Here is a 23,950-nt window from a genome sequence, read left to right as displayed (position 1 = left end):
AGTGCCCCGTCCGGTGCCTGGTGCGATCCGGTACGGGGCGGCTCGGGTTGGTCACTGGTGGGGCCGGGAGGGTCAGGCGGCTGCGAGGGCTCGCCGGAGACGGGAGGCGAAGTCATTGGGCTCCTCCTCGTCTGACGTGTCCTCGTAGTGCCGCCAGTCGTACAGGGATTCCTGCGGGCTGCCCGGTGGCGTGGGCGGCTGCCCGGGCAGCGGAGGCTGCTGACCGCCGGCCGTCGCCGCAGCGTGGGCGGCCAACTCCGGTGGCACCGGCTGCGGATCCGGTTCGGGCGCCATGTCGATGCCGTCGATCTGTGCCCCTGCCTGAAGGCCGGGAGCCGCGTTGCGCGCGATGACGGCCTTCGACATGACAGCGATGTCCGACCAGAGCACCATGTTCTGGCGATCAATCAGCACTGGATCGGATCCGCCCTCGACCGGCGGCTCGCCGATTTCGGCGCGAGCGCGGTCCAGGGTCCACAAGCCGTTGCGGATCCGCATGTCGCGGATCTCCTCGATGGTCTTGGAGTCCCGCATGTCGACGTCACGGAACTTGAGCGTCCAACCGTCGATGCCGAAGCCCTGCTTGGTCAGGTGGAAGTTCAGCTTCTCCAGGATCAGCGCCGCGACCGGTCCGCAGGTGTTGGTCTTGAACGTCTGCCGCTGGGACTCGCCGGTACCTCCGCCGAGGTTGCCGGACTCGATCACGCCGACCTGGGCCGGCGGGACGCCGTACTCGGAGAGGATCTCGTCTCGGGCCTGGTTCTTCGTAGCGTGCAGGTCGGGGACACGGGAGGGCTGGAGCTCTGTGACCTTGCCGCCGCCGATGGTGGTGACCGGCTCGCCCTTGTTCTTGGGGCCGAGGTTCCGCACCCTGAACTGGCTCAGCCACCGCTTGATCGCGTTCTCGGACATCGACTCGGGGAAATCGACGTGCAGCGTGGGCGGGTCGCCCTTGCGCATCGTCTCTTTGAGCAGCCCGGACGCGTACAGCCAAGTCGTGATCGGCAGCAGGGCCTTCTCGGTCGGGCTGGTTCCGTGCAGTCCGGACCGGGGGGTGTCCATGGTGATGTGGATGATCTCGTGCGGTTCGAAGTAGGCCTTCTGGCCGTCGTCGGTAATCTGCACGTACTGGGTGACCTGGCCGTGCGGGTCGGAGATGATCCGCATCGATGCGGCATCAAGGCTGTAGAGGGCGATCGGCTCGCCGAGGAACCACACCAGCTCGATGTACGCGTCAGCGGCGACTTCGAGGTCCGTGACGGCGCCGCGCACCAACTGCTGCATGTCCTCGTACGGGTTGCAGTAGTCGATCAGCTGCTGCAGACGTTGGACGTTCGGCGACCGTTCCGGCGCTTTCTTCGTGCCTTCCTGGTCGTTGCTTTCCCAGTCGATGTAGAGGCCGCCAGCGGTGACGGTGCGGGCGATGGCGTCCACGCACGCCGAGGCCCAGGTGCAGGTGTTGTACACCTGGTAGAGCTGCTGGAGGAGTTCGCGCCGGTCGCCGCCGAGGTCTCCGCCGCCCTGGTTGTGCTCGGTGGTGCCGCCGCGGGGGATGCCGTACTCGTAGCCGCGGCGTGCGGCCTGCTGCGGGGTCGGGCCGGCGGGGGCTGTCGTCGTGGTGGCGGCCTCTTCGATGGGCTCGGGCCGGCGGGTCAGTCGGGACCAGAAGCCCACGGAGACCTCCTCACCGCCCCTCGCTCGGGGGTCTCATCGTCGTAGCCGGGCGCCGTCGAGTCGGCCGTGTGGGCGAAGACGCCAGCGAACGGCGCCTTCAGTGTCTCTGCCGCTGGGTGTGGCGTGGCCTCGTCGAACACCGGGAACTTCGGGCCGCTGCCGAGGTTGATCAGTGCGTACCTGAGGGCGTCGGCCGCGTGGTCGGAGGCGTTGCTGTCCACGTCCTCTGGGTCGCCACTGGTGGCGAACGGCAGGGCCGGGATTTCGCGGATCAGGTTCTCGCAGGTCCGGAACACGTGCAGTCGCGGGCAGGTCTCCCAGCCCTGGGCGCGGTGGTGTGGGCAGGCCGGGCCGTCGGCGAGGTAGGAGCGCAGGCGCTGCCATCCGGCTACTCGTCCGCCCTTGCCGGCCTCGGTGAGGTGTACGCCGTGGTCGGCGTAGACCCGGGCGATTGGTTTGGCGTCGCCGCGGGTGGCCCACATGGCGTCGTCGGCCCAGCGCGGCCCGACGGTCTCGCCCGCCTCGGCTGCCAGGATCCGTTCGGCCTGCTGCTGTTCGCCGACCTGCCGGGCGTAGAGCTCCCGGTATACCCAGGCCCGGCCGTCCTCGTCGACGGCGAGCCACAGGGCCGCCCAAGGGGCGGCGTAGCCCCAGTCGATGCCCATGACGCGCCGCCACTCGGCGGGGATGGTGATCGGGTCGAGGGTGTGTCGGTCGTGGCTCCACTCGCCGAAGGCCTGGCCCATGAAGCTGTCCCAATCCCCGTCCACGAATGCTTTGCGGAGTTGCTCGGGCAGGTTGCGAAGGTCGTCGGCGTATTCGGCGTTGACGTGCGGGTTGTCCGCCAGCTTGGACGGGATGAAGCGGACGGTGCGGTCTCGCTGGTCGGTGATGACCTTGCTGCCGTAGGCGGTTGAGTCGATGTAGCGGGCCTTCACGGTGCCGTGGCCGGGGCCGCCAGGGTTGGTACCCGAGCGGATGCCGAGCACCGGGAGGTCCTCCCGGCCGGAGCGCAGGCGGCTCTCTAGGAAGGCACACACCTCGGGCGCGGTCAGGGTCCGCTCGTCGAACAGGATCAGCTGGTACTGGCCGCCCTGCCTCCGTGTCGCGTCCTTGAGGGACTCGGCGTACCGGAACATCAGCAGGCTGCCGTTGGGGAAGCGCAGTTCGTACTCGCTGGCGTTCCACACGGCGCCGAGGGGTGCGGCGTATTCGGCCTGGGCGAGTTCGGCGAGCAGGCTCTCTTTCAGCTCCGGGTAGGTACGTCGGAACGCACCAACTCGCAGCCCGGGGTAGCGGATGCAGGCCCGGATGCCTTCCATGAGCAGGGCCTTCGTCTTGCCGCCGCCGGCCGCTCCTCCGTATAGAACGTCGAACTCGGCGGCGTTGTGGAACTCCCGCTGCCGACCTGTCGGTTCATAGCCGAGCAAGGCGAACACGTCGACGTTGCGGAGGCGTTCGGCGTGGAGCCGGTCGCGCTCGGCGATGAGGCTGCGGAGTTCAGTCAGCCGGGCCAGTTTGTGTTCGAGCAGCGTCGACCTGGGCTGTGAGCTGGGCGATGCTGGCGTCGATGACATCGAGGCTCAGCACCCCCTCGGTGCGGGTCGGGGCATCGAGGCCCAACAGCTTGGCGCGGCGGTCCATGAGTCGCAGGGCAGTGTCGATGGCTCGGGTGTCGCCGTCGAGGACCTTGGGCCAGAGGGCGTTCTGCATGGCGTCGAGACGGTCGAGTTCGAGCTGCCGGTACTCCTCCAACGGCAGGGCGAGGTCGGTGACGGCCTTCTGCAAAGCCCTGGAGACGTCCTTGCAGGCGCCGCCCTTGGAGTCGTAGCCGAGGAGGTCGGCGATCTCCTGCCACGTCTTGCCCCCGATGCGGAGCTTGACCGCTTCGCGCCGGCGCTCGACGACGGAAACTTGGTGGGCGTCGCGGTGGTTGGCGGGCGGCCGACGGGAGGCCATGGTCACCCCCTGCGGTCAGGCCTGCGGGTTGGGCTTCTCGACGGCCACGGCCACGGCCGCGGCCTTGAGGTCGGCGACGGCTTCGGCGCCCATGGCCTTGGTCTCCTCGGCGACGTCACCGCCGATGGATGCGGCGTCGGTCTTGATCTCGGCGACGACGGGGCCGGCGTCGATCGCCACCTTGTGTGCGTCGGCGCCGACTTCGGACGTAAGGGCGGTCTCGTCGCTGCGAAGGCGGAGCCAGAGCCGGTGTGCCTCGTCGGCGAGGTGGTGCCCCTCGGCCTGGAGGCGGTCGGCAAGGGCATGGAAGTCATCGGCGCGCGACATTGGCTTCTCCTGGTCAGTGAGGGTGGGGATGGTCAGGCGGCTGCTTGTCCGACTCGCCAGCCGGGGCGTCGGCCGCCACGTGCGGGCCGGTCGGCGCCGTTGAGCCAGCAGTGGCGCTCGGCCAAGGCGACGGTCGGCAGGTGGTAGAGGAGCGGGCCGCCGGGGATCGGCAGGGCCTCAATCAGACCGAGCATCACCCACTTCTTCACCGCGGACTCGGAGACCCCGAACGCGGCGGCGGTGCCAGCTCGGTCGGCGATGTCGACCGGATCGATCAGGTCGAGTGGCGGGTTGGGGTAGACAGGCACGGCACCTCCCCGGGCAGCACGAAGGCCCCGCTGCTGCTCGGCTGCGGGGCCTTCGGGGCGTTTCTGGGCAGGGGCTACCTGCTGCAACGCAGGTTACGACGCGCGCCGATCAAGCGCAAGCGGCATGACCAGTCAGGCGTCTGGCGCCCACTCGGACCGGTAGTCGGAGTGGTTGGCGTACGGCAGCGCGAGCCTCTGCAGGATGCTCTCAGCGAGCGAACTCATGCCCCAGTTGTCATGGTTCGGTGCGGCCGCGCACTCGGCGAGGATGCGCTGCTTGGCATCGACCTCGGCCAGCACCCGCGCCGGATCGTAGCGGGCGATGTACTCCATCTGCTCGCCGGACGGCCAACCCTCGTCATACACAACTGGCTCGCGACGTGAGTCGTAGATCGCAACTGTGTCTGCGGTGTGCTCGCGGACCGTCCACGAGTCTCCACCGGCTGCCCGCGCTGCCTGCTCGTCGTCGGCGATGCGGGCGCGGAGGAACTCGATCAGGCCATCGGTCATTCGTTCATCTCCGGGTACAGGTTGTCGAGCGTGCCGTTGATCTCCTGAAGGTCAGGGTGCCAGTCGAACACCAAGTTGGCTTGTGCCTGCCGGACTGCGGTGAGGAACGGACTTGCATCGGATGCGAGAGTGACCATCACGTTGGCAGCGGCTGGTCTGCGCGGTCCGTGTCGCCACAGCTGGTGGAGTGCCTTGTTGCGGTCGGGGTACGGACGACGGCTCATGCTGCTGATCCTCTCGCGCGGGCGCCCGCCCGGGTAGGTCCTGGGGCGGGCGGTTCGGTCATCGGCTGGGCTCAGTCGGCGGCTGCGGATCGGCCTGGCGCCATTCGAGGCTGATGCCGCCACCCCTCTCGACGACGACGGGTTCGGGCTGCTGGTCGGAACCGTTGGCGAACGCCATGATGGTGCTCCTCTGCTGCTCTGGTGGGTGGTGGAGGCCCGGGGCGGCCGGCGGGCTGGCAGGCTGTGACGGCCGCCCCGGGGCGTGGTCAGGTGGTCGGCTGGAGCGTGGACAGGCGGTCGATCTCGCGGCGGGTCGCGCGGATCTGGTCGAAGATTCGGCCGCGCTCGTCGGCGTCGGAGGCGTACTCGATGAGACGCTGCTGGAGTTCGGTGAGTCGGCCGTTCGCGGCGTCAAGCTGCTCGGCGATCTGCTCGTCGGCGATCATGATGCGTTCTCCCATTGGATGATCGTTCGATTCGGCTGGTCGGGGTGGGCCTTGGTCCAGAACCCCTTCTCGGCGGTTGCCGCCGAGCGTTGTTGCTGTTGTTGTTGCTGGTCAGGCCCGGCAACAACACCCGGATGGGGCACCCGAGAGGGGTCGGGGAGTGGGGGCACGTCCCGGAGGTAGACGCCCTTGGAGGGGCCGCGGCCGGGTACTCGGCAGTCGGTGATGGGGATGCCGAGGTCGGCGAGGAGGGCCCGGACGGGGGCGGTGTCGGCGCCGTTGTCGGCCCACTCGTGGGCGATCTGGACGAGGTGGATCCGGTCGTCCCTGCCGGGGGTGGCTCCGGGCATGAGGCGGTGCAGCAGGGTGAGGAACTCGGCCTGCTCGTCGACCGCTTCGGGTTCGCCGGTCGCTTCGGTCGCTTCCGGGTGCCCGTCCTCCTTCGGGGGGGTCCCCTTGGCCGGCTCGGCACGCTGGTCGGTGTTGCCCAGGACGAGCGCGGCCAGGACCCAGAGGGTCAACCCTCCGGCGATGATGGCCGCGTGGTGGCCGTGGAGCATCGGCCACACGACCACGGAGGCGACGACTGTGCATCCGGTGGCGACGAGTAGGGGGTGGGTGGGCCGCTCCCCCTTGAGGGCTTCGAGTGCGGCGGACCGCTGCTCGGGGTCCTTGACCTCCGTAATCTTGGCGCGGCGTTCCTTCCAGGCGGCCAGTGCTTCGGCGTGGCTGGCCTTGGCGTCGGCGTGCCGGGTCTTGAGCGGGGCCAGCATGCGCCGATTACCCCGGGCGAACGCGGCCACGGAGACCCCTTCGAGGTAGCGCATCAGTTCACCACGGTGTGGATGAGGGAGGTGACGATGCCGACGGGGATCGCCCACACGCCAGCGGCGGCGCTGAGGACGCCGGGGGCGGCGATCCCGCAGATCAAGTCCTTGACGAACGAGGGCTTGAACCAGAAGGCGACGCCGACCAGGAACGCGGCGACGGCGGCCGGGCCGACGGTGCCGAACGTCTCGGACTGCTTGGTGAGCGTGTCGGAGAACTGGGTGCCGACCAGGCTGATCTTCTGGAGGGCTGTGCCCGCGCTGGCTGCGACGATCCCGATGACCGCACCCCAGTAGAAGACGTGGTGGCCCTTGACCGGCTGGAACTTCCCGCCGCCGCGCTTGTGGGCGATGAGAGCGAGCGCGACGACGATGAGGACACCGCCGGCGCCGAAGGTGCCGAGCATGGTTGGTGACTCCTGTCAGTGGTGGGGGCCGGTGAGGGCGAGGAGGGGGGCGAGGCCGAGGACGGCGACCAGGGCGGAGGCGACGGGGACGCGGACCAGGCAGAGGTAGAGCACGGCGGGGCCGCGGACCTGGGTGACGCGGATGTGGCCCCATCCGCGCATCTTGAGGTCGAAGGCCCAGGCGAGGCTGAGGGCGCCGATGCCGACCGGGAGCGGCAGGTGAGCGAGGGCCTGGGGCAGGTGCACGGCGTATCCGGCGGAAGCGGAAAGGGTGGTGAGGATGCACCAGCGCCGGAATCTCTTGGTGCGTTCGGCGTGGTCTTGGTGCCACAGGGCGTCGGCCTTGTGGCGGCGGGCCAGGGCCTCGCGCCGGTGGCGGGCTTTGCGCTGGGAGTCGGTTTCCTCGGCGGCCTCGTACGCGGCCTCGCGTTCCTCCCGCTGGCGGTTGGCGCGTTCTTCCGGTGTCTCGGTGAGGATCGTGCCGATCTCGGAGCCCAGCCTTTTGGCGAGGTTGTCGGCGAACTCGGACACCCAGATTCGGGGGTCGTTGTCGGTCTCCCCCGTGGCCTGCGGCTCGGCGGCCTGGTCGTTGCCGGCGGGTTCGGTCTCGGCGGCGGCCTGGTCCCCGGATTCGCTGGAGACGTCGGGCTTGTGGAGGTCGACGGGCTCGGGCTCGGGAGCGGGCTGGCTCCATGGGCCGCCCTTGCTCCACCACTTGGCGCCGGGAGGGTCGCCGATGGTGGGCGGCCGGGTTGGCGGCGGGGGCGGCGGGGTCACAGCCAGGTCTCCTTGCGGGGGCCGCGGCCGCCGGTGCGCTCCCAATCAGTGCAGCCGGTACCGATGGCGGTGCTGGTGGTCTTGCTGCCGCCGAGTGCGGCGGTGAGCTTGGACACGAGGCCCATGGCTATCTCCAGGTGGTGATCAGGACGATGCAGGTGGCCCAGAGGGCGATGACGCCGGCGAAGCGGAGCGTCTGGCGGACCGGGTGGTCGGAGACGCGGTAGACGCCGGCGAACGCAAGTGCGGCGGTGAGCGCGAGGAGCCAGGCGGACACGGGGCGCCCCTTCAACCGACGCGCTGTGCCAGGCGTCGGACGGTGTCGGGCTTGACGTCGTCGCCGTGGACGTAGCGGACGAGCACGAGGAGCGCGTCGTCGTCGGTGACTCCGGTCCGGACAAGGTGCCGGACGGTGTCCGAGATGTTGTCCTTGCCCCGGCGCTCGTCGAGGTCGTGCAGGGTCGCTGACCTGCTGTCCGTCTGTCCGGACACGGTCCGGACAGTGTTCTCGTCGGTCGTGATGCGGGCGTGGACGAGCTGGTCGACGATCTCGCGGGGCGTGGCGCCGGGCATGGTGGCGATGGCGGCGAGGATGGCGCCTCGGACAACCGGGTCCACGTTGTCCGGACGCTGTCCGCGGGGCCGGTCGGGGCCGGGCCAGGGCTCGACCGCGGTCGTCTGGTAGGCGGCCTGCATGTCTGCGGTGTTGCCGTCAACGCGCGCAAGTTCGCGGTGGACGGCGGCGGTCGCGAGACGGGCGTGGGCGGCGGAAAACCGGGCTTCCACCCACTGCTGGGAGCGGTCGTCGAGTTCCACCGAGTGGTGCCGCATGGTCATCGTCCACATGCCCTTGGCGAGGGCGGATACGAGGGCGCCGATGATGCCGACGACGATCGCGCCGTGGCCGCCCTGGAGGATGCCGTGGGCGCAGACGGCGGCCATGGCGATGACGAGCGCCACGTGGCCGGCCTTTCGGGGGCCTGCGGCCTTGCGTCGGTCGTAGCGGGCGAGCCACTCCAGGGCCATGCAGCTGATCCACGCGAGGTCGAAGACTCCGGCGGCGCCGTAGCCGATGACGGGGTGAACGGTGCGGGAGAGCAGGTCGCCGATGCTGGCGGTGGACCACGCGATGCTGCCAGCCACGGTGAGGGCGGTGGCTCCGGTGACGGCGCCGCGGACGATGCGGTCCCAGTCGCGGGGCGGGATGGGTACGGCGGTGGCGTACTTCTCGGTGACCATCTCGGTGATGCCGTTGATGGTGTGCGGGACGAGCTGCTCGTGCTGCTCAGTGCGGGTGCGGCGAATCATGGTGGTTGTGCTCCGGGGAAGCGGGGCGGGTCGTGGTGGGTCCGGCGGCCGCCGGACTGGCCTGCACTGTCAGGCCGAGGTGGTCCAGCGGTTGACCCAGGCGGTGTGAAGCGCGTTCCGGTAGGCCCGGTCGGCGTCCGGGCAGTCCTCCCAGCCGTGACAGGCCGGGCATTCCGTGGGCGGGTGGGCCTGGTCGGCAGCGGTCTGGATGGCCGCGGTTGCTGCAGCGATGGCCTGGCGGGCGCGGTACTGCTGCTGCTCGGTCGGGATCGGGTAGCCGTGGGCGGCGAGGAGCCTGTTCTCGGACTGGTCGCGGAGCCGGAGCTTGTGGTCCAGTGCGGCGAGGCCGTGCTGCTGCCAGGCGGGAAGCCACGTCGTGATGTGGTCGATGAGCCTGAGGTCGGCGGTGACCTCGGCGGTCTGCTCGAAGGGGGCATCGGGGTCGAGCGTGCGGAGGCTGGCGCGGACGGCGGCCGGGTCGATCGGGGCGAGGGTGATGAGGGTGCCGGTGACGGTGGCGACGAGGGCGAGGCTGGGGGTCACGACGTTTGCCTTTCTAGTGGTGGTGTTTGGGTGGGTGGGTCTGGGCAGCGTCAGGCGGCGAGGGCGAGGCGGGCGGCGGCGGTCTTGTAGGCCGGCTTGCGGGGCCGGTACATGACGGCGATGAGCGCGACCTGCGCGGGCGTGTAGCGGTGGGTCGTCCGCATCTGGCGGCGGACGTGGACGCGGTGCTCGCTGCCGTCGATCCACAGGGCTGCGGCCTCCTTGCGGAGGGTGCCGGCCATGCTGCGGGCCTCGGCCGGGCGGAGGCCCTGGGCGATGCCGTGGGTCGCGAGGGAGGCCTCGCCGCGGCGGTTGATGCGGGCGGCGGCCCGGGTGGTGCGGGCGCGGTCCCGGAGGTTCTGGCGGCGGGTGCGGGTACTCTGCTGCATGGTCCTGCTCTCCTCGGCTTAGCGGCGTGAGGGTGGGACTGGCCCCGGCCATATGGCGTCGCAAGCGCCGGCCGGGGCTTTCTTGTTGGAGCAGCACGGGCTGCCTTCCATCACTGTAGGGGATCCCCCTACAGTTGGGAAGTAGCCCACCCATGGGAAGGGGCCGGGCATGACCGAGGAGGCGCGACGAGTGTTCGAAGCCATCGATGCGCTCGAAGGGATCAGCGATCCCAAAGAGAGAGCGCTCGCCGTGGGCGAGGTACTGAAGGCACTGCCCGACCGGAACAAGCAGCTGAAGGAGCTCCGCCAGCGAGCAGTCAACGAACTGCTTGCCCGGGACGGCGCGTCACTGCGATCGGTCGGCGCAGAGCTCGGCATCAGCTTCTCGACCGTGCAGGACATCTCCAAGGGCTACTCCGGATCCGGCAAGAGTCGGCCGAAGAAGGCGGCGCAGGATCCCAACGCATCCGAGGCATAGCCGGACGCATCATGGCCCCACCCGGCGTCTCGGGTGGGGCCGTTGTCATGCCGCTGACCTGCGGCGTATCAGCCGCGCATCACCGGCGCATCACCGGTTGGCCCGGCGTTCGTTGGCAGTCACGCCGCGGCGAGCTCGGCAAGGGTGCACTCGGCGCGGTCGGCGTACTCGTCGGCGGACAGAACTGCGCGGCAGTCGAGGGTGGAGCACTCGCGCATCCCGTCTGGGCGGACGGTGACGGTCATGAGCTGGCAGCGGGGGCAGACCTGCCGGGGCTGGGGAGTGGGCGCTATCGGGTAGCCGGCCGCCCGGTTGAGGTGGCCGTGGAGTCGGCCGATTTCGTCGGCCATGTCACGGGCGTACGGGCGGGTGGCGGCCCAGTCAAGGTGCAGTAGCAGCACCTTCACGGCGACGCTGACGGTGCGCTCCCGCTCGTGGCCGGCCGGTCGGGTCCAGCCGGTCCAGTCGTTGGCGCGTTGCCGGTCGTCGATGACGGTCCGGGCCCAGGTGGAGAGGAGAGAGAGGCCGGGGGTCTGGTCCTGGTCGCCGTACTCGTCGTGGACGGTGTCGGTCGCGGTCGGGCCGATGAGGGAGAGCGTGCCGGGGTTGCACGGGAGGGGTGCGGTGCGGGTGGCGCCGGAGACGCGGGCCCCACGCCGACCGGAGCCAGGGGCGAGCGCGAGGTGGGCGAGGGTTATCAGCTCCGGCATCTGGGCGAGCTGGGTGCGGAGGCGGTCGACGAGCGGGGCGGGCAGGGAGTACATGTCCGGTCTCCTGGTGCGCTGTGCGGGCGTCGTTCAGCTGGTGGGCTGGTAGGTGGCGATGTCGGGGAGGGCGGGGAGGGCGCGACTGGTGTCGCGGTAGACGGGCCAGGGCCGACGCCACCACGGCGGGTAGGCCGGGACGAGGTCGAACTCAGCGTCGTCGTCGAACAGGCAGGCCTTCTCGTCCCAGCCGTCCCACAGGTCGTCGGGGCAGGTCACGGCTGGGCCTCGGGCGCCCCGTCGAGGGCGCGGATGGTGGAGCAGGGCCACCAGGCGGCGTATTCGTCGGGGGTGCCGCAGGTGCTGCACGCCAGGCGGTCGCCTTCGTACCTGCCGTCCTCGTGGTAGCCGAGGCCGTCAACGGACTGGTGGAGCGCCCGGACGGCGGCTATGCGGGCCTCGGAGTCGCGGAGTTGCTGGACGAGCTGCTGCTGGTAGGCGCTGGTCATGCGGCTCTCCTGGTCTGGGCGCGTCGGATGGCGCTGTGGATGCGTTCGGCTTCGCGGCAGTCGGTGCAGGCGGGTTCGCGGCGCTTCTGGTGGCGGCGGTAGCCGTTGTGGGTGCCGCATTCGACGTGGGTGAGGAGTCGGTGCTGGTGGGCGATGTGGACGAGGTTGGCGCGGTCGCGGGCGCCGAGTTTGGCGAGGAGTCGGGCGACGGCGGATCCGGCGGCTTGCTCGGTGATGTTGAGGCGGCGGCCGATGGCGGCGTTGGTGTGGCCTTCGGCGACGAGGCGGAGGATCTGTTGCTGCCGGCTGGTGAGGGTCACCACGTCGTGTCCTCCTGGTCGGTGAGGTCGGGGTCGAGCTGGGCGATGAGGGCGGCGAACTCACGGTCGACGGCGTCGCGTTCGGCGATGGTGTCGGCTGCGGCGGCGAGGTTGCGGCGGATGTTGCGGAGCCAGAGCAGGCCGATGATGGTGGCGGGTCCGCAGGTGGCGAGGACGGTCCAGGCGGTCATGGCGCGTCTCCGGGTGTGGGTGGGTGGATGGCAGAAGGACGGTCCCGAGGCCGGCGCCGAGGAGGGCGCCGGCCAGGACCAGCCAGGGGCTGACGGTCACCACTCGCTCTCGGGGCTGTAGGTCCGGGCGGGGCAGTTGTCGTCGTGGCTGTCGGGGTCACTGGGGAACATCGGGTCGCAGGGCGGCTGGCAGAGTTCGCGGAGGGTGTCCTCCAGACTCCAGGGGTCGCCGACGTTGAACGGCAATGTGGATCCTCGGGTTGTGGCCTGCCGCCGGGTGGGCGGCAGGCCGGGGCGGTCAGTAGTCGGGGTCGCCGGGCTGGACGTCGCACGGGCCGTCGTGTCCGGCCGGGTGGATGCAGCCGGCGCCGTACTTGTCCTCGCCGGTCGGGCAGTACTCCACCTCCACGGGCTGGAGCCGCTCCGGGATGCGGCCGGCCTTCAGCTCGGCGCGTTCGGCGGGGGTGATGTGTTCGCAGGCTCGGCGGTCAACGGCGTCGGCGATGAACTCCGCCTGGCTGGAGTGGATGCCGAAGGTGGCGGCGGGGAGTCCGTCGTGCAGTTCGGGGCACTGCCAGCGGATGGACGGGACGGTCAAGGTGGTCTCCTTGGTGGGTGGTTGGGGCTGCCCGCGGTCACGGGCGGCGTTGACGGGTGTCGGTGGTGTGGGCGGAGAATGCGGGCGGAGGTGGTTGGGGTGGACGGTGGGCATCACGGTGGTGACGGCGGTGACTCGTGGTTCGGCGGCGCCGGCGGGGGCGGCAACGGGCCTTTTGGCAGCGGTGGTGGAGGCGGTCCGCTGGGGACGTTCCTCGTGATCCTGCTGGTCTTCGGGTTGCCGATCCTGGTGGTGCTCCTGCTGGCTGACTGACGGCCAGCGGTGGCCGGCGTCCCAGCAGTCGGGGCAGATGTCCCGGCCGCCCGGGCTGGTCGTCAGGCGTCGCTACCGGAGCGGCAGGACCAGGGCGAGCATCCGGGCTTGTCGTCCTCGTCGTTCTGGTCGGCGAGCGCGTCGAGCAGGTCGCCTTGCCGCTGGTTCCACTCGCCCCTGGTCACGCGGTCGATGGGTGCCTGGTCGAGCGGCAGGAGGCTGCGGTGCAGGTACGGGGCGCCCTTGATGCCGCGCAGTGTGGCCGCCCTGAGCTGGTGGTCGAAGTCGACGGCGTCGGCCCATTCGGCGGGGTGGTTGTCGCGCAGGTCGCGCCAGGCGGCGTTGCCGTGGAAGGGGCAGCCGATGCAGGCGCTCTTGGGGGTGGTTCCCCAGCCGTTGGAGCGCAGGTAGCGCTGGCAGTCGGTGCGGGTCCAGCCGGTTCCGACGCCCGAGGGGGAGGGCAGGTCGAGGAGGGGGAAGGTGTTGCGCAGGTAGCGGACCATGGCGTCCTTGGCGCGGTGGAACTCGTCGCGGCTGATGCCGATGGCCTGCTCGACCACGACGCCCGCGGGGACGGGCTTGGGGTGGGGGTAACCGATGAGTCGCCGGACGGCTGCCTTGACGGGCTTGACCTTGTACTCGTCCGTGCATTGGCGCCGCACGACGGCGGCCTTGGCGCCGGTGCGGTCGGGGACGAAGACGGGCATGCGCACGAAGGAGCCGGGGGCGAGGGAGTCGGTGCGCAGGTTCCCGTTGACGCGACTGCCGCCCTTGCTGGCCTCGGCCCGAACGCGGTGGATGGGGATGCCTGCGGGTGCGGCGACCTCCTGCTCCAGGCGGTCGAGGTGCGCGTAAACGGCGGCGGGTTCCCAGCCGGTGTCCGCGAAGATCGCGGCGTCGAAGGTGGGGATACGGCCTTCGGCGGCGAGCAGGAGGAGGGTGGTGGACTGCACGCCGGCGCCGAGCGAGAGGATCCGCAGGGCGGGTTCGGTGGTCACGGCAATACTCCCGGGGGTATAGGGCGAGGGGCCTGTGTGGCGTGGCGACCCTTGTGGGGGCCTGTGGCTGTTGGGTGGCGCTGGGTGTCGGGTGGGGCGTGCGCGGCCGTTGTGGGTCCGGTCCTGGCCGCGCACGGGGCCTCTACGTCTGCGGGGTGAAGGGCCAACTGGCGTGGGGCCAGGCGCCGACGTGGGCGGCGTGCCAGCCGGGGTGCTGGATGATCAGCTCGCACCGGGCGTCATCCGCGACGGGGTGGGGCGCCTGGCAGCGGGGCATCTGGCTGAGGGTGGTCTGGAGCTGCTCGATGGCCTCGGTGGCGCAGTCGCGGCCGTGTTCGGCGAGTTCGAGGTGCTCGCGTGCGGTGCGGGCGCGGGTCTTGGCGGAGTGCCAGGCGGTGCGGAGCCGCTCGTACTCGGCTTCGAGCCGGTCGATCTCGCTGCTGCGGTAGGCGAGTTCCTGCGCAATGGTGGGTTCGACGCCGACGTACAGGGCGCGTTCGGCCTCCAGCTCCCGGACCCGGGCGAGGAGCTGCTCGACGTCCGTGCGGGCGCGTTCGGCCAGGTCCTCGGGCGTGAACACGTCGGAGCCGTGCTCGGCAGCCGTCGGGCAGGGCCACTGGGTGACCCATCCGTCTCCCCAGCAGACAGCGCACAGCCAGGCGTTGGGTTCGGCGTTGCCTTCCCAGACGGGCGTGTGAAACCGGGTGGGCAGGCCGCGGCGCTGGGCGTCGGTGAGGTCGAGGAGCGTTTCGTAGTCGGGGGCGTCGGGGGCGGGCAGAAGGGTGGCACGCCGCTCGCAGCCGTAGTGGATGGGCTTCTGTCCGTCGCGGGCTCGATCGCGGCAGGTGCCGCAGCCGTTGGGTTCCACGGGGAGGGTGTGGCGGGCCTGGATGGCGTCGAGGTCGAGGGGCTCGGCGGGCTGGGGCTGGCTCATCGGCTGGTCTCCTCGGTGGTGTCGGTGGTCGTGCAGGGCCACCGGGCGGTGTGCAGGATCCGGTTGCCGTCGACCGTGGAGTGGGTCTCGCACGCCTGCTCGGTGTCGAGGTGAGTGCAGGTGTCGATGCCGAGCGGCTCGCCGTCCTCATCGAGGTAGTCGTCGCATTCACCGTCGAGGCATTCCTCGGCGCCGACGTGGGCGGTCATCGGGACGCAGGGCGCGCTCATCGGGCGGTCTCCGCGGCGGTGTTGGCGCGCTCGGCGGCGACACGGGCGACCTCACGGATCGCGGCGATGAACTCGTCGATCGCGTCGAGGGGCACGTACACGCCGTTGTCGCTGGTGTCGATGTAGACGGCGGCGCAGGTCTGGCCGTCGGCGATGAAGCTGGCCGGGACGATGGTCGCGGCGTCACCATCGAAGTCGACGAACTGAACGCGGCCGAGTCCGTTGAGCGGGAGGAATCTGCTGGCACTGGGCGTGGTCACGGTGATCTCCTCAGGCGGCGGGCTGGTTGGCGCGGGTGATCCAGCTGGCGATGGGGGCGACGGTGGCCCACTCCCAGGAGGCGAGCCAGGTGACGAGGCGCTCGTCGTACTTGCCGAGCTGGACGCCGGCGGCGGCCAACGCGGCGAGGAGGGCGGTCTCGTTGTCGGCGTCGTCGCGGTAGCCGACGGGGGCCTTGTCGAGGGGGCCGGTGGGGATCGGGAAGTCGGTCACTGGGTGCTCCTGGGGTCAGGCAGCGTGCGGGCGGGTGAGCCAGGCTTCGAGCCGGCTGGGGTGGCTGCCGGCGGCGAGGCGGCGGCCGGTGGGGGTGTGGCAGGGGGTGCCGGGCTTGGCACGGCAGTGCTGGATGGGGCAGGGGATGGCCCACTCGGGCGGGCGCTCGTTGCGGCGGAGGCCGGCGGGCATCGGGGCGCCCATCAGGCGGCCCGGGATGCGTCGAGCCGGGACGGGTGGACGTCGGCCATTCGCTTGGCGAAGACGTTGGTGCGGCAGGCGTGCCCGATCGGGGCGTGGCAACGAGGGCACTCGACGCCAAGCGGGCCGGGACGGCGTACCGGCTGGTGCTCGGCGGGGATCTCCTTGCCGACGCCGGCGGTGAGTTCGGCAACCGATCGGGGCCGAAGGTCCGCGCCGATGGCGGCCCGGTACCGCTGCCGCCGAAGTGCCTCAAGGTAGGCGGGAACGTCGTCGGGGTCGGCGTCGGGGATTTCGGCGGGCAGACCGGGGCCCTGAATGTCGGCGGCGGCCTGGTCCCGTTGCTTGCGAACCCGGTGGCGAATGTCGGACGGCATGATCCAGTCGCGGGTATCGGCGTAGTGAGCCGCTACGGCAGCCTGGGCCTGCTCGAAGTCGACGTCGCGGAGGACGAGGTGCCAGGCCATGACGTCGGTCTTACCGACGGTGCGTCGGTCGAAGGCGGATGCCATAGTGAGGAGTTCGGCTACCTGGGACGGGGTCACTGGTGCTCTCCTTCGAGCGCGCGGAGCTCCTCGACGAGGGCGAGGCCTTGCTGGACGCGCTGGTCAGTGGTGGATGGCCGGTGGCCGCCGGTGCCGGTCGGGGCGAGGCTCGCGCCGGGCTGGTTGCGCATGGCCTGGAGGCGCATCTGGTCGTACTGCTTGCGGAGCTTGGGCATCGACTGGACGGCGGCCCGCCAGAAGTCGTTGTTCTGCGACCACTCGATGGCGCCGAGGACCTGCTCAACGGTCCGGCCGTCCTTGTCGATCAGCAGCCGGGCGGAGTCCCGCCACTGCTTGGTGATGGTGGGCCGCTTGGAGCCGTTGGCTTCGACGGCGTCGGCGAGGGCTCGGCAGACGCGTTCGACGTCGGCCCTCGGCGGCTCGTCGTGGCCGGTCTTGCGGCGCGTACGTGAAGAAGTACGTAGTACTTCTTCTACCTCTGTCTCTGTCTCTGTCTCTGCTTCGGTTTTGGTTCGCGTTTGCTTCGGTTTTGCTGAAGCACTTGCTTCACCGTTTGCTTCGGCGCTGGAGGCGGCCCGACGGGACTCGCCCGAGCGCCTTCCACCCCGCTGACCTGCGGCGGAGCGCTTCTCGCGGAGCTCTGTCACCTCCGCAGCGGACCTCTGGTGGACGAGGTAGTCGTGCACGACGTACATGTCGGGCCCTCCGACGGGGCATCGAGGGCAGTCGTGTTCGCCCTCGTGAAGCAAGCCAACGCGAAGCAGTGCCGAAGCACTTGCTTCGGGTTGGCTTCCGTCGGTCAGTCGAGGGATCAGACGCTTCGGAACCAGGCCGTCGGTCAGCTGACGCGACGAGTAGCAGAGCGCGCTGACGTACAGCCACGCGGCCTCCCCGCCCACCTCGATGATCTTCGGGTGGTCCGTCAGCCCGTCGTGGACACGGACGTAAGTGCGCCGGTCCTTCTCGGCCATGTGCTGGTCTCCGGTCAGTTGGTGCGGGGAGGTGGGTTGGTGGCCTGGGGCGGGGGCGGTGACACCCCGCCCCAGGCAGTCAGGCGGGTTAGGCCGGCAGGCGTCCGGCGGCCTTCTCGTCCAGCGCGAGGCGGACCAGCTTGGCGACCGCCGTCAGCAGAGCGCAGACCGAGGAGACGTACTGTTCGCCGCCCGCCTTCAACGCGGTCTCGAACAGGGCCAGGCAGGTGTCCGTGTCGCCGTTGCTGTAGGCCACGAGGAAGCGCATCGCGAACGCCTCGGCCGGGTCGGCCGCGAACGCGCCGGGCGTGAGTTCGGTCGTCGCCCACATGGCGCCGTTGTCGGCCGTGGGGGCCTGCGATCCATACAAGAGCCGGAGGGTGTGGGTGCCGGTGGTGGCGATCGCGCAGCACACCCCGTACATGCGGTTGTTGTCGCTGGCCTGGCCAAGGGATTCGAGGGCGCGCGCGGCGGTGTCGATGTCACCGTGGGCGGCGCTGCCGATGGCCTGCTGGATCAGGGCGACGGTCTGGTCGTCGTTCACTGAGCGTCCTTCGGGTCTGGTGGTTCGGGGTGTCCGGCCTGCTTGGCCGGCGTGTGGTCGGGGCAACGGGGCCCCGGAAGGTAGGGCCGGGCGGGCTGCCCGCAGTGCTTGCCGACTGCGGGCAGCCACTGGCCGCAGGTCACGCGGGCGGCTGGTCGAGGCCGAGAGCGGTCAGCAGCAGCGCCTTATCCGCCTCGTCCCGGGCTCGACGGGCGACGTACCGGCGGGCCCGTTCCCGGTCCTCCTCGGCGACCGGCGTGAGCGTCAGCGACGCGATCGTGGCGTCCGGCTTGGCCGCTGGGTCCCGGTAGTGGCTCATGCCGCCACCGATCCCGAGCTGAGGATCGGCGGGATGCGGACACCGGCGCGGCTGTGTGCCCGCTGAACCGCCTCCCAACTGACGCCGAGCCGGACGGCGATCACCTCACGCGTGCATCCCTGGCTGGCCAGTTCGGCGGTGTCGTCGACGATCGCCTGCCGACGGTCGCCGGCCGACGGGCTTGAGTAGCGGCGGCCCTCCGGCGGGCCCGGCTTCGCGTCCGGGTCGTCGATGTCGCTGCTGAGCCAGCAGTTCGGCGCCGCCCAACCTGAGCGAGCCGCCCAGGTGATGGCCTTCCGAGTCGATTCGTCGGGCACGCCGTGACGGCGCGGGTCCTGGTCCTTCAGGTCGTCGTACAGCTCGACGACTGCGGTCCTCGTGGTCTCCTGCACCATGGCCTGGCGCATCGCGCCAGTCAGCGCGTGCCGGGACAGACCGGACCGTTCCGTGAGGACCGGCAGCGGCCAGCCGATCGCCCGCAATCCCTGGACTCGTCGAGCCGTCCCGACGGACGGGACCAGCGCCTTGGGCGTGGTCGGCGCGACGTCGAACTCGACGGCCAGCAGTAGTTGGGCGCGCTCGCGCCGGATCCGTTCCGGCGGCTGGTGGCTGCCCATCGGAATCCGCAGCCGTCGCAGCTCCGTGACCGGGACACCGGACACGCGGGCGATCTGCTCCCATGCCATGCCGCGGGCGTGCAGGGCCTCCAGGTGCTTGCGTGCCGGGGCGGCGTCGACCAAGGGCTGCCAGGTGCCGTAGGCGCGCTTCCGGTTTCGGGTGCGCTGGTAGGCGGCGTACGCGTTGCAGCAGGCCAGGCACTTGCAGCCGCGGTACTTGTAGCCGGTCACCGTGCCGTGCTCGAACGTGACGGTCTTCACCGCGCCACCCCCTGCCGGGGGATGAGCGGCCAGTGCCCGTGCACGCCGGAGACGTCGCGGTTCTGCCGGGCCAGGTACTGCCGCAGGTTGTCGGCCTGCTCGCCAGCCCAGGCGGTCTGGGCCGTGTGGAGGTCAGCGATAGAGGCTCCGCCGATCGCGGGGTGGCGCTCGGCGATCGCGACGGCGACCCGGATCGCGGCGAGCGCGTCGGCCGCGGCCTCGTGCGCGTCGTCGAGCTTCACGCCGTAGTGCTGGCACAGCGCGGTCAGGGTGCGCTTCCCGCGCCGGTACCGGTCAACCTGCCGGTCCAACACCAGCGGGTCCACGACGACCGGCTCCCGGCCCGCCTGCACCGCGAGCGGGCGGTGACCGTGGCGCTGCAACTCCCGGTCCAGCATGGTCAGGTCGTAAACCGCGTTCATGGCCACGATGGGCGTGCCCTCGGCGATGCGCTCGGCCAGGGCGATGCCGATCTCCTGCACCACCCGCGCGGCCGGGCGGCCGACTGCGCGGGCGTGCTCCGTCGTGATGTTGTGCAGCTTCGCGGCGCCCTCGGGGATCTCCACCCCCGGATTCGCGACCCACCCGTACCGGTCGATCGCCTTCCACCGGATCGCGTTGTCCTCCGCGTTGGCCGACCGCTGCGGGCCCACCCACAGGACCGCGGCCGTCACGATTCGGTCCGACTCCGGGTCCACGCCCGTACTTTCCACGTCGAAGCCGACAAGCGGCGTCAGGTGCCAGCTCACTCGGCACCCCCGGCGGTCAGCTCCGGCAGGACCAGCGCGGCCAACTCACCTGCGCGCCAGGCTTCGGCGACGCGGTCCCGGCCACCCTTGTCGAACCGAACCGAGTGCGAGCGGGCCCGCGTCGCCCGGATCTCCACGCCCGGCACGGTGTGCACCTCGCCCGTCTCCGTGTCGCACCACTGCGGCACCCCGGCGGCGGTCATCTCCGCCAGCAGCGCGGCCTGCGTGGCCGGCCGGACCTCGATCACGAACCGCCGAGTGACCGCGTTCTCATCGGGGTGATGGTCACGGACCCAGGCAACGAACGCCTCCTGGTCGGTCACGACGGCGGCCGGCGCCGGGTCGGTCAGGCTGACCTTCGCCACCTGCCGCCCGTCCGGCAGGACCGCCGCAACCTGCTGCACGCCCCGGTTCTCGTCCAGCTCTGCCTGCACCGCGGCTCGCACGGCCTTCAGCTGGTCACCGATCTCATCGGCGAGGGCCTTCAACACCGCCTCACGGGCGGCCAGATCCGCGAGGTTCACGCCGCACCTCGCAGCAGCTCGGTCATCTCGCGGATGGCCGCGACGGGAGCGTCCTCGACCGTCACGCCGTACGACTGCCGGAAGTCCGCTTCGATGGTCCGCTCGACACCGGTGGCCAGCGCAGCCGACCGCAGTGCATCGATGGCCGCCTGTCGGTCAGGGGCTCCAGGCCCCGCAGCAGGAGCCGTCACACCGGCCCCCGTCGTGCCAGGTCCGGGCATGGGCCTGGGCGGTTGAGTAGGCCCCTGCGTTCCGGACGGACGGCCGCCGTTGGCCCGCAACTGCCGGCCCCGCTCAACGATCAGGTCCCCCAGGGACATCGGGGCGCCGGTCTCCGGGTGCAGGATCGCCGCGCCCAGCAGCCTGTGCCGCTCGGTCTTCGCGTGCAGGGCGAGCGCGCCGTCCACGGTCAGCGCCGGACTCATCGCCTCGGCCACCAGGTCCACGGCGTCCGGGACCTCGACGCCGTCCTCCAGCCACGCGAGGACCGTGGCGGCCATGTCCGACCCGGGCCGGTTGATCACGGCGCCGGACAGCTCGTCGCACCGGCTCTTGGAGATCACGAGGGTGTTCTCCAGGTCGAGGTCACCCACGATGTCGAACTCGTACTCGATGCCGTCGCGCTGCTCGGCCTTCGTACCGACCTTCTTCGGCTGCTGCTTGCCACGCTCGTTCGTCTCGATGACCCACTCGGACTTCGTTCGCATCGTGACGATGACGTGCCCGGGGTACGACAGCAGGGCGTCGATCATGGCCCGTTCGAAGGGCCGGGCATCCTTCCAACCGCCCCACTGGCCGCCACCGCCAGAGCGCTTGCCGATGGAGTCGACGAGCTCGAGCATGCCGCCCGTACCCATCCAGAAGTGGGAGAGGCTGTCGACGATCACGGCCCCGTAGCCGGCCTGCCCGGCGGCAGCGAGGGCCTTGACCAGGTCACGGGGGTCGTACTTGGACATCTGCAGGGTGTCGAAGGTGAAGCCGGCGCCGAGCTTGCCAGCGGCGTACTTCGACGCGGATCCGCGCTCAGTGTCGATCAGCGCGACGCGGGGGGCCATGTTGGTGGCCAGCGACAGGGCGGTGTAGGTCTTGCCGGACCCGGACGGCCCGGCGAGGGCCACGCGGGCCTTGGCCTGCTCCCGCGTGGCGGGGGCGAACGTGAAGCTCATGGGTGTCTCCGTTGGAGAGCGGCCGGGGCGCCGTGGCCCCGGCCGGGGTTGATCAGTTCTTGGGGTGGGGGAGCCGGCAGATCAGCCAGCCACGGCCGTCGGGCCGGGCCAGCTCGAGCGCCGGGTACGGCCAGGCGACGCGCAGGGCGATCAGCGAGCGGAGGCGGCGGATCACCGGCCGTCCTCCTCGGTGTGGAAAGTCGCGTACCGGATCTGCTCCGGCGTCACCTCACGGGCCGGCACCGACCGCACCCGGTGGCGCGCCCGCCAGTCCAGCCACAGCAACACCGCGAACACCGCGAGCGAGGCGCCGATCACCAGGGCGAGCATCACGCCACCCCCTTGCGCTGCTGCGGGACGTGGCCCCCGGCTGCGACCAGCAGCCGGTCCGCCAGGTGCCGTGCGTCGGCCGCCGTCAGCAGCATGTTCGCGCCGCCCAGCCGGTCAACCAGCTTCTGCACCAGCTCGTCCCGCTCCGGGCCCGACGCCCCGTACAGGTCCGCCAACTCCTGCCCGACGCCCTCCGGGTCCTCCGCCGCCTCCGCCGCGAGCGACACCACCAGCGCGGACACCAGCGGCGTCACGTCCAGCTCCACACCCACCGGCCGCCGTCGCACCCACACCGGGAACGCGCCATTGATCCGGTCCGCCGCCCGGGCCAACAAGCCCTCGCCGTCCAGGACCGCGACCACACTGCGAGCCAGCGGGACCCCGTACGTGCGGGCCAGCAGTGTGGTCGCACGACGGGCAACCGAGCTCGAGAAGTCACTCACCGGGCACCGCCCGACGCGATCGGGACGTGCTTGTGGAACGGATAGCCGCAGCCACACGGGCACAGAACCGCGCCCCGCAGGACCGCCACCACCCACTCCGCAGCCGCCTGCACCGACTCGACGTGCCGGGACACCGTCCCAACCACCGCGTCCGCCGTGCCGTCCGCGTGCTCCGTCACCACGCCCGCCCGCACATCGGCCGGCGTCACCAGCGCCCAGAACCGGCCGCACCCGTTCACGCCCGACGACGCCCACAACCGCTCACCGTCAACGACGATGTCCGCCACCCCGGTGACCGAGGTCAGATCCATCGTGATCACGCCGCTACCTCCAGCCTGGCTGCAGCCGCGGCCTCGCGGTCCTCGATCTCCCACAGTCGCGGCATCCACGGGCACATCGCCCGCACCAACGCCGACCGCGGCAGCACCTCGAACTCGCCGGACACCGCGGTCAACTCGACCCGCACACCCGGCAGCTCGACCAGCGGCGGCAGGTCCACGAACCACGACAGCCCGCCCACGTCCCGCGAGGCCACCCCGCCCGACGCCCGGCCGACCAGGTCATGCCAGGCCGACAGCGCCGTCACCGACGCCACCTGCAAACGGACGACCCGGCCATCCGGGCTGACACCCACGTCCGTCACCGACCCGGCCAGCACCCGAGCCACCAGGCCGGCCACCGCCACGCGCACGGCTCCCACGTCGGCCGGCTCCGGCAGCCCCCGCAGCACCGACACATCCACCAGCGGGGCACTCATCGGGCACCGCCCGTCCAACGGCCGCGCATCTCCGCGCGGAACTGCTCCGCGTGAGCCCGCCGCTCGAACGTCCGCGAGCGCTGCGAGCCGTCCTCACGCCAGCGCACCGCCCATTTCCCGGACGCCGTCGGCGAGATCGACGCCGACAGCGCCTTCGGCTCGACCTTCGCCCGCAGCCGCTCGGCCTCGGCCCGCCAGTACTCGACCTCGTCCTCCGACTCGGTCAGCAGCCGGTCCAGGACCTCAACCTCGGCCACCAGGCGCATGATCGTCCGCGCCTCCTCGGACTCCTGGCCCTTGTACACGGCCCGGAACCCGTCTAGGGCCTCGATGCTCAGACGCTCGCTCACGCCGCACCGCCGATCGCGTCACGCTCGGCCTGCCGCTTGGCGATCCGCCGCTGGATCAGGTCCACACCCGCCGGCCGCACGTACAGCGTGTAGTGCGAGCACAAGCCACGGGTCCGATGCGTCACCACGGTCTCCGCCGACCTGAAGTGCCGCTCGTGCCCGGCGTAGAAGTCCCACTGAGTGCTGCCGCAGTCTGCGACCCGGGCGAAGATCAGCCGCTCCGCGATCAGGAACTGCCGCAGGTCCTGCTGCCGCCAGCCAAGGAGCTTCGCCACCTCGCGCACCAACCGGTCACCCGAACCGACCGACAGGTACGTGTCGTGGGCGAGCGCCTTCGGCTCCAGCTCCATGACGCGCGCCTCGGCTGCGTCCGCCCGGTCCGCCTCCGCGATCACCAACGCCGCCAACTCCCGCGGCGACGGCAGCGCCGGCGCAACCGGCGCCGAGTACGAGCCCGTACGACGGATGCTCGGGATCACCTCGTGCGTCATCCAGCGCTTGAACGCCTTCGCCTGGGGCACACGGCTGGCGAGGACAGCGGAGTAGAGGCCGGGCTCACTGATGATGGCGAGCTTCTGGGTGCCACCGGGGGTACGCACCGGGCGCGTACCCTTCTCGTCGTCGTCCAGCCGGCGCGTCATGTCCGACGCCATTCGGTAGCCGAGGATGTCGGCGACGTCGGCCGCGACGAACCACGGCTCGTCGCCGATGGTCACGACCCGGACCGCAGTGGCGGTCTCCGGGAACGTGTAGGGGATGATGGACACAGGTCCACCTCTCTTTCGT

The 23,950-nt window shown here is 71.0% G+C and carries 46 protein-coding genes; 2 read left to right on the top strand and 44 right to left on the bottom strand.

Annotated features, from left to right (window positions below; genetic code table 11):
- Window positions 1-72 precede the first annotated feature (72 nt).
- From F7Q99_RS20175 to F7Q99_RS20105, 16 genes are all read right to left on the bottom strand, one after another.
- The gene (locus tag F7Q99_RS20175) at window positions 73-1,674 is read right to left on the bottom strand and encodes a phage portal protein (protein WP_153463326.1); all 1,602 of its coding nucleotides are present in this window, start codon (window positions 1,672-1,674) and stop codon (window positions 73-75) included.
- Window positions 1,653-3,251 carry a terminase family protein gene (locus tag F7Q99_RS20170; protein ID WP_153463324.1) on the bottom strand — a complete coding sequence of 533 codons (1,599 nt, stop codon included), beginning with the start codon at window positions 3,249-3,251 and terminating at the stop codon, window positions 1,653-1,655. The genes F7Q99_RS20175 and F7Q99_RS20170 overlap by 22 nt, the downstream gene beginning before the upstream one ends.
- Window positions 3,175-3,633: a hypothetical protein gene (locus F7Q99_RS20165; protein ID WP_153463322.1), complete on the bottom strand. Its 459-nt coding sequence runs from the start codon at window positions 3,631-3,633 to the stop codon at window positions 3,175-3,177. Before F7Q99_RS20165 ends, F7Q99_RS20170 begins: the two co-directional genes overlap by 77 nt.
- A gap of 15 nt (window positions 3,634-3,648) precedes the next feature.
- Window positions 3,649-3,960: a hypothetical protein gene (locus F7Q99_RS20160; RefSeq protein WP_153463320.1), complete on the bottom strand. Its 312-nt coding sequence runs from the start codon at window positions 3,958-3,960 to the stop codon at window positions 3,649-3,651.
- Window positions 3,961-3,992: 32 nt separating this feature from the next.
- On the bottom strand, window positions 3,993-4,268 hold the full coding sequence (locus tag F7Q99_RS20155) for a hypothetical protein (protein WP_153463318.1): 276 nt from the start codon (window positions 4,266-4,268) through the stop codon (window positions 3,993-3,995).
- A gap of 132 nt (window positions 4,269-4,400) precedes the next feature.
- Window positions 4,401-4,778, bottom strand: coding sequence for a DUF6221 family protein (locus tag F7Q99_RS20150; protein WP_153463316.1), 378 nt, complete (start codon window positions 4,776-4,778; stop codon window positions 4,401-4,403).
- Window positions 4,775-5,002, bottom strand: a complete 228-nt coding sequence (locus F7Q99_RS20145) for a hypothetical protein (RefSeq protein WP_153463314.1) — start codon at window positions 5,000-5,002, stop codon at window positions 4,775-4,777. The genes F7Q99_RS20150 and F7Q99_RS20145 overlap by 4 nt, the downstream gene beginning before the upstream one ends.
- Before the next feature lie 266 nt (window positions 5,003-5,268).
- A complete protein-coding gene (locus F7Q99_RS20140; RefSeq protein WP_153463312.1) occupies window positions 5,269-5,463 on the bottom strand; it encodes a hypothetical protein in 195 nt (64 codons plus the stop codon).
- Window positions 5,445-6,275 (bottom strand): hypothetical protein, encoded by an 831-nt coding sequence (locus tag F7Q99_RS20135; protein WP_153463310.1) that lies wholly within the window; start codon window positions 6,273-6,275, stop codon window positions 5,445-5,447. Before F7Q99_RS20135 ends, F7Q99_RS20140 begins: the two co-directional genes overlap by 19 nt.
- Window positions 6,275-6,682: a hypothetical protein gene (locus tag F7Q99_RS20130; protein WP_153463308.1), complete on the bottom strand. Its 408-nt coding sequence runs from the start codon at window positions 6,680-6,682 to the stop codon at window positions 6,275-6,277. The genes F7Q99_RS20135 and F7Q99_RS20130 overlap by 1 nt, the downstream gene beginning before the upstream one ends.
- A 15-nt stretch (window positions 6,683-6,697) precedes the next feature.
- The gene (locus F7Q99_RS20125; protein ID WP_153463306.1) at window positions 6,698-7,459 is read right to left on the bottom strand and encodes a hypothetical protein; all 762 of its coding nucleotides are present in this window, start codon (window positions 7,457-7,459) and stop codon (window positions 6,698-6,700) included.
- Window positions 7,456-7,584 carry a hypothetical protein gene (locus tag F7Q99_RS42640; protein WP_268267554.1) on the bottom strand — a complete coding sequence of 43 codons (129 nt, stop codon included), beginning with the start codon at window positions 7,582-7,584 and terminating at the stop codon, window positions 7,456-7,458. The genes F7Q99_RS20125 and F7Q99_RS42640 overlap by 4 nt, the downstream gene beginning before the upstream one ends.
- A 2-nt stretch (window positions 7,585-7,586) precedes the next feature.
- Window positions 7,587-7,736 carry a hypothetical protein gene (locus F7Q99_RS20120; protein ID WP_153463304.1) on the bottom strand — a complete coding sequence of 50 codons (150 nt, stop codon included), beginning with the start codon at window positions 7,734-7,736 and terminating at the stop codon, window positions 7,587-7,589.
- 11 nt (window positions 7,737-7,747) lie between these two features.
- Window positions 7,748-8,767: a protein transporter Sec31 gene (locus tag F7Q99_RS20115; RefSeq protein ID WP_153463302.1), complete on the bottom strand. Its 1,020-nt coding sequence runs from the start codon at window positions 8,765-8,767 to the stop codon at window positions 7,748-7,750.
- Between the two features lie 69 nt (window positions 8,768-8,836).
- Window positions 8,837-9,310 (bottom strand): hypothetical protein, encoded by a 474-nt coding sequence (locus tag F7Q99_RS20110; protein ID WP_153463300.1) that lies wholly within the window; start codon window positions 9,308-9,310, stop codon window positions 8,837-8,839.
- A gap of 50 nt (window positions 9,311-9,360) precedes the next feature.
- A complete protein-coding gene (locus F7Q99_RS20105) occupies window positions 9,361-9,699 on the bottom strand; it encodes a hypothetical protein (RefSeq protein ID WP_153463298.1) in 339 nt (112 codons plus the stop codon).
- 169 nt (window positions 9,700-9,868) lie between these two features.
- Here F7Q99_RS20105 and F7Q99_RS20100 point away from each other — a divergent pair, with 169 nt between their 5' ends.
- A complete protein-coding gene (locus F7Q99_RS20100) occupies window positions 9,869-10,177 on the top strand; it encodes a helix-turn-helix domain-containing protein (protein ID WP_153463296.1) in 309 nt (102 codons plus the stop codon).
- 119 nt (window positions 10,178-10,296) lie between these two features.
- Here F7Q99_RS20100 and F7Q99_RS20095 read toward each other — a convergent pair whose 3' ends face one another.
- The 7 genes from F7Q99_RS20095 to F7Q99_RS20065 all read right to left on the bottom strand — a co-directional run bounded on the left by F7Q99_RS20095 (window position 10,297) and on the right by F7Q99_RS20065 (window position 12,499).
- A complete protein-coding gene (locus F7Q99_RS20095) occupies window positions 10,297-10,941 on the bottom strand; it encodes a hypothetical protein (RefSeq protein WP_153463294.1) in 645 nt (214 codons plus the stop codon).
- A gap of 33 nt (window positions 10,942-10,974) precedes the next feature.
- Entirely contained in the window at window positions 10,975-11,160 is a 186-nt protein-coding gene (locus tag F7Q99_RS20090; protein ID WP_153463292.1) for a hypothetical protein, read from the bottom strand.
- Window positions 11,157-11,390: a hypothetical protein gene (locus F7Q99_RS20085; RefSeq protein WP_153463290.1), complete on the bottom strand. Its 234-nt coding sequence runs from the start codon at window positions 11,388-11,390 to the stop codon at window positions 11,157-11,159. The genes F7Q99_RS20090 and F7Q99_RS20085 overlap by 4 nt, the downstream gene beginning before the upstream one ends.
- Window positions 11,387-11,710: a response regulator transcription factor gene (locus F7Q99_RS20080; protein ID WP_153463288.1), complete on the bottom strand. Its 324-nt coding sequence runs from the start codon at window positions 11,708-11,710 to the stop codon at window positions 11,387-11,389. Before F7Q99_RS20080 ends, F7Q99_RS20085 begins: the two co-directional genes overlap by 4 nt.
- A complete protein-coding gene (locus F7Q99_RS20075) occupies window positions 11,707-11,901 on the bottom strand; it encodes a hypothetical protein (RefSeq protein WP_153463286.1) in 195 nt (64 codons plus the stop codon). The genes F7Q99_RS20080 and F7Q99_RS20075 overlap by 4 nt, the downstream gene beginning before the upstream one ends.
- 96 nt (window positions 11,902-11,997) lie before the next feature.
- Entirely contained in the window at window positions 11,998-12,147 is a 150-nt protein-coding gene (locus tag F7Q99_RS20070; protein ID WP_153463284.1) for a hypothetical protein, read from the bottom strand.
- A gap of 52 nt (window positions 12,148-12,199) precedes the next feature.
- A complete protein-coding gene (locus tag F7Q99_RS20065; protein ID WP_153463282.1) occupies window positions 12,200-12,499 on the bottom strand; it encodes a hypothetical protein in 300 nt (99 codons plus the stop codon).
- Window positions 12,500-12,598: 99 nt separating this feature from the next.
- Between F7Q99_RS20065 and F7Q99_RS20060 the strand changes: the two genes are divergently transcribed.
- On the top strand, window positions 12,599-12,772 hold the full coding sequence (locus F7Q99_RS20060) for a hypothetical protein (protein ID WP_153463280.1): 174 nt from the start codon (window positions 12,599-12,601) through the stop codon (window positions 12,770-12,772).
- Window positions 12,773-12,834: 62 nt separating this feature from the next.
- Here the strand turns inward: F7Q99_RS20060 and F7Q99_RS20055 are convergent, their stop codons facing one another.
- The 21 genes from F7Q99_RS20055 to F7Q99_RS19960 form a co-directional block, all read right to left on the bottom strand.
- Window positions 12,835-13,770, bottom strand: a complete 936-nt coding sequence (locus F7Q99_RS20055) for a hypothetical protein (RefSeq protein ID WP_326846910.1) — start codon at window positions 13,768-13,770, stop codon at window positions 12,835-12,837.
- 142 nt (window positions 13,771-13,912) lie between these two features.
- Window positions 13,913-14,704 carry a hypothetical protein gene (locus F7Q99_RS20050; RefSeq protein ID WP_153463278.1) on the bottom strand — a complete coding sequence of 264 codons (792 nt, stop codon included), beginning with the start codon at window positions 14,702-14,704 and terminating at the stop codon, window positions 13,913-13,915.
- Window positions 14,701-14,934 carry a hypothetical protein gene (locus tag F7Q99_RS20045; protein WP_153463276.1) on the bottom strand — a complete coding sequence of 78 codons (234 nt, stop codon included), beginning with the start codon at window positions 14,932-14,934 and terminating at the stop codon, window positions 14,701-14,703. Before F7Q99_RS20045 ends, F7Q99_RS20050 begins: the two co-directional genes overlap by 4 nt.
- Window positions 14,931-15,194 carry a hypothetical protein gene (locus F7Q99_RS20040; RefSeq protein WP_153463274.1) on the bottom strand — a complete coding sequence of 88 codons (264 nt, stop codon included), beginning with the start codon at window positions 15,192-15,194 and terminating at the stop codon, window positions 14,931-14,933. The genes F7Q99_RS20045 and F7Q99_RS20040 overlap by 4 nt, the downstream gene beginning before the upstream one ends.
- Before the next feature lie 10 nt (window positions 15,195-15,204).
- A complete protein-coding gene (locus F7Q99_RS20035; RefSeq protein WP_153463272.1) occupies window positions 15,205-15,426 on the bottom strand; it encodes a hypothetical protein in 222 nt (73 codons plus the stop codon).
- Window positions 15,427-15,441: 15 nt separating this feature from the next.
- Window positions 15,442-15,618, bottom strand: coding sequence for a zinc finger domain-containing protein (locus tag F7Q99_RS20030; protein WP_153463270.1), 177 nt, complete (start codon window positions 15,616-15,618; stop codon window positions 15,442-15,444).
- Between the two features lie 11 nt (window positions 15,619-15,629).
- Window positions 15,630-16,172, bottom strand: a complete 543-nt coding sequence (locus F7Q99_RS20025; RefSeq protein ID WP_153463268.1) for a zinc finger domain-containing protein — start codon at window positions 16,170-16,172, stop codon at window positions 15,630-15,632.
- On the bottom strand, window positions 16,169-17,104 hold the full coding sequence (locus tag F7Q99_RS20020) for a hypothetical protein (RefSeq protein WP_153463266.1): 936 nt from the start codon (window positions 17,102-17,104) through the stop codon (window positions 16,169-16,171). Before F7Q99_RS20020 ends, F7Q99_RS20025 begins: the two co-directional genes overlap by 4 nt.
- 88 nt (window positions 17,105-17,192) lie before the next feature.
- Complete coding sequence (locus F7Q99_RS20015) at window positions 17,193-17,648, bottom strand: hypothetical protein (protein WP_153463264.1); 456 nt, start codon at window positions 17,646-17,648, stop codon at window positions 17,193-17,195.
- 139 nt (window positions 17,649-17,787) lie between these two features.
- A complete protein-coding gene (locus F7Q99_RS20010) occupies window positions 17,788-17,967 on the bottom strand; it encodes a hypothetical protein (protein ID WP_153463262.1) in 180 nt (59 codons plus the stop codon).
- Window positions 17,964-18,845 (bottom strand): UBA domain-containing protein, encoded by an 882-nt coding sequence (locus tag F7Q99_RS20005; protein WP_153463260.1) that lies wholly within the window; start codon window positions 18,843-18,845, stop codon window positions 17,964-17,966. The genes F7Q99_RS20010 and F7Q99_RS20005 overlap by 4 nt, the downstream gene beginning before the upstream one ends.
- A complete protein-coding gene (locus F7Q99_RS20000; protein WP_326846909.1) occupies window positions 18,842-19,594 on the bottom strand; it encodes an exonuclease domain-containing protein in 753 nt (250 codons plus the stop codon). Before F7Q99_RS20000 ends, F7Q99_RS20005 begins: the two co-directional genes overlap by 4 nt.
- Complete coding sequence (locus F7Q99_RS19995) at window positions 19,591-20,118, bottom strand: hypothetical protein (RefSeq protein ID WP_153463258.1); 528 nt, start codon at window positions 20,116-20,118, stop codon at window positions 19,591-19,593. Before F7Q99_RS19995 ends, F7Q99_RS20000 begins: the two co-directional genes overlap by 4 nt.
- Window positions 20,115-21,284, bottom strand: coding sequence for an ATP-binding protein (locus tag F7Q99_RS19990; protein ID WP_153463256.1), 1,170 nt, complete (start codon window positions 21,282-21,284; stop codon window positions 20,115-20,117). The genes F7Q99_RS19995 and F7Q99_RS19990 overlap by 4 nt, the downstream gene beginning before the upstream one ends.
- Before the next feature lie 52 nt (window positions 21,285-21,336).
- Entirely contained in the window at window positions 21,337-21,459 is a 123-nt protein-coding gene (locus tag F7Q99_RS42635) for a hypothetical protein (RefSeq protein WP_268267553.1), read from the bottom strand.
- Entirely contained in the window at window positions 21,456-21,617 is a 162-nt protein-coding gene (locus tag F7Q99_RS19985) for a hypothetical protein (protein WP_153463254.1), read from the bottom strand. Before F7Q99_RS19985 ends, F7Q99_RS42635 begins: the two co-directional genes overlap by 4 nt.
- Complete coding sequence (locus F7Q99_RS19980; RefSeq protein ID WP_153463252.1) at window positions 21,614-22,057, bottom strand: hypothetical protein; 444 nt, start codon at window positions 22,055-22,057, stop codon at window positions 21,614-21,616. Before F7Q99_RS19980 ends, F7Q99_RS19985 begins: the two co-directional genes overlap by 4 nt.
- A complete protein-coding gene (locus F7Q99_RS19975) occupies window positions 22,054-22,377 on the bottom strand; it encodes a hypothetical protein (protein WP_153463250.1) in 324 nt (107 codons plus the stop codon). The genes F7Q99_RS19980 and F7Q99_RS19975 overlap by 4 nt, the downstream gene beginning before the upstream one ends.
- The gene (locus F7Q99_RS19970) at window positions 22,374-22,814 is read right to left on the bottom strand and encodes a hypothetical protein (protein ID WP_153463248.1); all 441 of its coding nucleotides are present in this window, start codon (window positions 22,812-22,814) and stop codon (window positions 22,374-22,376) included. Before F7Q99_RS19970 ends, F7Q99_RS19975 begins: the two co-directional genes overlap by 4 nt.
- Complete coding sequence (locus F7Q99_RS19965) at window positions 22,811-23,164, bottom strand: hypothetical protein (protein WP_153463246.1); 354 nt, start codon at window positions 23,162-23,164, stop codon at window positions 22,811-22,813. Before F7Q99_RS19965 ends, F7Q99_RS19970 begins: the two co-directional genes overlap by 4 nt.
- Window positions 23,161-23,931, bottom strand: coding sequence for a phage antirepressor (locus tag F7Q99_RS19960; protein ID WP_326846908.1), 771 nt, complete (start codon window positions 23,929-23,931; stop codon window positions 23,161-23,163). Before F7Q99_RS19960 ends, F7Q99_RS19965 begins: the two co-directional genes overlap by 4 nt.
- Window positions 23,932-23,950: the final 19 nt, after the last annotated feature.

Origin of the sequence: Streptomyces kaniharaensis (genome assembly GCF_009569385.1) — a bacterium.
GTDB classification, from domain to species: domain Bacteria; phylum Actinomycetota; class Actinomycetes; order Streptomycetales; family Streptomycetaceae; genus Kitasatospora; species Kitasatospora kaniharaensis.
Note: the sequence above shows the minus strand (reverse complement) of the source record. Positions and strands in the feature narration are given on the sequence as shown.

What these genes read in the sequence shown, in the direction of transcription:
- F7Q99_RS20170 (WP_153463324.1), bottom strand. Translation starts at nt 3,251, where the DNA reads ATGTCATCGACGCCAGCATCGCCCAGCTCACAGCCCAGGTCGACGCTG.
- F7Q99_RS20165 (WP_153463322.1), bottom strand. Translation starts at nt 3,633, where the DNA reads ATGGCCTCCCGTCGGCCGCCCGCCAACCACCGCGACGCCCACCAAGTT.
- F7Q99_RS20160 (WP_153463320.1), bottom strand. Translation starts at nt 3,960, where the DNA reads ATGTCGCGCGCCGATGACTTCCATGCCCTTGCCGACCGCCTCCAGGCC.
- F7Q99_RS20150 (WP_153463316.1), bottom strand. Translation starts at nt 4,778, where the DNA reads ATGACCGATGGCCTGATCGAGTTCCTCCGCGCCCGCATCGCCGACGAC.
- F7Q99_RS20145 (WP_153463314.1), bottom strand. Translation starts at nt 5,002, where the DNA reads ATGAGCCGTCGTCCGTACCCCGACCGCAACAAGGCACTCCACCAGCTG.
- F7Q99_RS20140 (WP_153463312.1), bottom strand. Translation starts at nt 5,463, where the DNA reads ATGGGAGAACGCATCATGATCGCCGACGAGCAGATCGCCGAGCAGCTT.
- F7Q99_RS20135 (WP_153463310.1), bottom strand. Translation starts at nt 6,275, where the DNA reads ATGCGCTACCTCGAAGGGGTCTCCGTGGCCGCGTTCGCCCGGGGTAAT.
- F7Q99_RS20130 (WP_153463308.1), bottom strand. Translation starts at nt 6,682, where the DNA reads ATGCTCGGCACCTTCGGCGCCGGCGGTGTCCTCATCGTCGTCGCGCTC.
- F7Q99_RS42640 (WP_268267554.1), bottom strand. Translation starts at nt 7,584, where the DNA reads ATGGGCCTCGTGTCCAAGCTCACCGCCGCACTCGGCGGCAGCAAGACC.
- F7Q99_RS20115 (WP_153463302.1), bottom strand. Translation starts at nt 8,767, where the DNA reads ATGATTCGCCGCACCCGCACTGAGCAGCACGAGCAGCTCGTCCCGCAC.
- F7Q99_RS20105 (WP_153463298.1), bottom strand. Translation starts at nt 9,699, where the DNA reads ATGCAGCAGAGTACCCGCACCCGCCGCCAGAACCTCCGGGACCGCGCC.
- F7Q99_RS20100 (WP_153463296.1), top strand. Translation starts at nt 9,869, where the DNA reads ATGACCGAGGAGGCGCGACGAGTGTTCGAAGCCATCGATGCGCTCGAA.
- F7Q99_RS20095 (WP_153463294.1), bottom strand. Translation starts at nt 10,941, where the DNA reads ATGTACTCCCTGCCCGCCCCGCTCGTCGACCGCCTCCGCACCCAGCTC.
- F7Q99_RS20085 (WP_153463290.1), bottom strand. Translation starts at nt 11,390, where the DNA reads ATGACCAGCGCCTACCAGCAGCAGCTCGTCCAGCAACTCCGCGACTCC.
- F7Q99_RS20075 (WP_153463286.1), bottom strand. Translation starts at nt 11,901, where the DNA reads ATGACCGCCTGGACCGTCCTCGCCACCTGCGGACCCGCCACCATCATC.
- F7Q99_RS20050 (WP_153463278.1), bottom strand. Translation starts at nt 14,704, where the DNA reads ATGAGCCAGCCCCAGCCCGCCGAGCCCCTCGACCTCGACGCCATCCAG.
- F7Q99_RS20045 (WP_153463276.1), bottom strand. Translation starts at nt 14,934, where the DNA reads ATGAGCGCGCCCTGCGTCCCGATGACCGCCCACGTCGGCGCCGAGGAA.
- F7Q99_RS20030 (WP_153463270.1), bottom strand. Translation starts at nt 15,618, where the DNA reads ATGCCCGCCGGCCTCCGCCGCAACGAGCGCCCGCCCGAGTGGGCCATC.
- F7Q99_RS20020 (WP_153463266.1), bottom strand. Translation starts at nt 17,104, where the DNA reads ATGGCCGAGAAGGACCGGCGCACTTACGTCCGTGTCCACGACGGGCTG.
- F7Q99_RS20010 (WP_153463262.1), bottom strand. Translation starts at nt 17,967, where the DNA reads ATGAGCCACTACCGGGACCCAGCGGCCAAGCCGGACGCCACGATCGCG.
- F7Q99_RS19990 (WP_153463256.1), bottom strand. Translation starts at nt 21,284, where the DNA reads ATGAGCTTCACGTTCGCCCCCGCCACGCGGGAGCAGGCCAAGGCCCGC.
- F7Q99_RS19970 (WP_153463248.1), bottom strand. Translation starts at nt 22,814, where the DNA reads ATGAGTGCCCCGCTGGTGGATGTGTCGGTGCTGCGGGGGCTGCCGGAG.